The 2213-nt window shown below is 67.5% G+C and carries 3 protein-coding genes; 1 reads left to right on the top strand and 2 read right to left on the bottom strand.

What is annotated here, in order from left to right; translation table 11 throughout:
• Positions 1-90 precede the first annotated feature (90 nt).
• Both AB0395_RS48135 and AB0395_RS48140 read right to left on the bottom strand, forming a co-directional pair.
• The gene (locus AB0395_RS48135; protein WP_366295067.1) at positions 91-483 is read right to left on the bottom strand and encodes a nuclear transport factor 2 family protein; all 393 of its coding nucleotides are present in this window, start codon (positions 481-483) and stop codon (positions 91-93) included.
• Positions 484-522: 39 nt separating this feature from the next.
• Positions 523-1302, bottom strand: a complete 780-nt coding sequence (locus AB0395_RS48140) for a molybdenum cofactor biosynthesis F family protein (protein ID WP_366295070.1) — start codon at positions 1300-1302, stop codon at positions 523-525.
• Between the two features lie 68 nt (positions 1303-1370).
• Here AB0395_RS48140 and AB0395_RS48145 point away from each other — a divergent pair, with 68 nt between their 5' ends.
• Positions 1371-2159 (top strand): SDR family NAD(P)-dependent oxidoreductase, encoded by a 789-nt coding sequence (locus AB0395_RS48145; RefSeq protein ID WP_366295073.1) that lies wholly within the window; start codon positions 1371-1373, stop codon positions 2157-2159.
• Positions 2160-2213: the final 54 nt, after the last annotated feature.

A 2213-nucleotide genomic window follows, 5' to 3' on the forward strand; every position in this document is an offset into this window, starting at 1 on the left:
CGTGCAGGGACACCTGGAGCTGCTGCTGAAGGCCCACGGCGGTGGCGGTGGTGGAGGCGGAGGGGGCGGGAGTGAGTCTCCCCGGCGGGGTCATGCCTTCAGGGCCTCCTGGACCAGGGCGGTGTCGGTGAACTGCTCGAAGCTCTTGGCGACGCCGTCCTCGAGGTGCCACACGTGGGTGAAGCGGACGTCCATGTACTTGCCGGTGGCGAGGTAGGTGCCCCGGTAGTTGCCCACGACGACGATCGTGTCACCGCCGTCGACGTACTCCTCGGGGACGGCCTGGTAGTCGTCCCACTCGCCGCCGAGCCTGGCGAAGACCTTGGCCAGGACGTTGTCGGGGCCCACGTAGGTGCCCGCGTAGGGGAAACCGGCCATCTCGGTCCACTCGGCGTCGGGGCCGAGCAGGGCCAGGATTCCGTTGATGTCCCCGGCGGCCGAGGCCTCGTAGGAGGCGCGGACCGCGTCGAGGTTCTTGCTCATTGCATCTCCTTGTTGAACGGCGTTGGACGGCGCCTGTTGTCAGACAGGCTCTTCGCCGGTCGGGTAGGTCACGTCGCCGAGCGGCAGGATGTGGGCGCCGCCGGGAGAGTTGTTGATCTCGCCCGCACCGGAGATGCCGAGGAAGCTGCCGACCGAGCGCAGCGCGGCCCAGTCGTAGAGCCAGGTCGCGGCGACCGGGATGAGGAACTCCCTGAAGGTGAAAACGTAGACGTTCTCGGCGATTTTCCAGGTGCTCGCCATGTCCACGTCGCCGTGGCCGCGCTGCTCGCCTACGAGGCACTGCCAGGCGTACCGTTCGGAACTCAGATAAACGTGCTCGTATAGGTGGTTGGGGCTGTAACGGTACAGAGCCCGCCTGCCGATCAGGTCACGAGTGGGTGCGGGCGCCTCGCCCGTCACCTCGTGACCGTCGATCGTGCCGGGGGTGAAGGTCTGTGAGACCTGGGGCTCGCCAGGGGTTCGTTCCTCGGCGATCGTGGAGATGATCCGCAGGGCACGCCCGGTGGAGGTGTGCAGGACGGTCACGGTGGACTCGCGGGGGCGTGAGGTATGGGTCTGGTTGACGAAGAACAGGTCCTCACGTACGGCGATCACCTCGCACCAGTCCGCGGGGCCGCCGTCGACGGTCACGCGGTGCGGGCCCCCGAAGGAGAGGCTGGTGGTGGTCCCGTCGTCGAACGTCAGGCTCAGCGCGGTGCCCGCGAGGACATCGGTGACCGGGAGTCGATTGGTGTCGATCCCGAACGCGAAGTCGTCCATGTTCTTCCAGCTCGCTGGCCGGTCAATCTCGGGGGGCAACAGCGACTCCTTCCTACACGAAGTTATCTATGAAATCATATAGCTTCTAGCTGCAAAGGAGTAGGCCGATGAGGCTAAAAGGTAAGGTCGCCCTGGTCACCGGGGCCGGAACGGGAATCGGTGCCGCGGTCACCCGAAGGTACGTGGAAGAGGGGGCCAGGGTCGTCCTGACCGGTCGGCGGGAGGCGCTCCTTACCGAAGTCGCCACTCCGTTGGGGGACGCCGCCGTGGCGTTCGCCGCCGACGCCACCGATGCCGAGCAGATGCGGGCGGCGGCGGATCTGGCGCGTGAGCGGTTCGGCTCGCTCGACATCGTCGTGGCGAACGCGGGAGGCCACGGAGGCTCCGGGGTCGCCGACACCGACGACGAGTCGTGGCAGCTCAGCCTCGACGCCAACCTCAACAGCTGTTTCGTGACATGTCGGGAGGCGCTGCCCGCGCTGATCGAGAGCCAGGGGAGCATCGTGATCGTCTCCTCGATCGCCGGCCTGGCCGCCGGACCGAACGTGTGTGGATATGTCACGACCAAGCACGCGCTGGTCGGACTGACCAAGTCACTGGCCCGCGACTACGGACCCAAGGGTGTGCGGGTGAACTGCCTGTGTCCCGGCTGGGTGCGCACCCCGATGGCCGACCACCAGATGGACGAGCTCGCCGAGCGGGACAGCATCTCCCGTGACGAGGCCTACAGCCTGGTCACCAAGGACGTGCCGCTGCGGCGACCGGCGACCTCCGAGGAGATCGCTGACATCTGCCTGTTCCTCGGCTCATCGGAGTCGGCCATCATGACCGGCTCCGTGATCGTCGCGGACGGCGGCGCCATGGCCGTCGACCTGCCGACCCTGGCCTTCGGCTGACGGGCAGAGTCCGCGGGCCGTGGTCTCCCGCACCGGCAGGAGGTGACGGGAGAC

The organism is Streptosporangium sp. NPDC051023 (genome assembly GCF_040689595.1).
Lineage (GTDB): Bacteria > Actinomycetota > Actinomycetes > Streptosporangiales > Streptosporangiaceae > Streptosporangium.

Excerpts from the sequence above, each read along its gene's own strand:
- AB0395_RS48135 (WP_366295067.1), bottom strand. The coding sequence starts at position 483 with ATGAGCAAGAACCTCGACGCGGTCCGCGCCTCCTACGAGGCCTCGGCC.
- AB0395_RS48145 (WP_366295073.1), top strand. The coding sequence starts at position 1,371 with ATGAGGCTAAAAGGTAAGGTCGCCCTGGTCACCGGGGCCGGAACGGGA.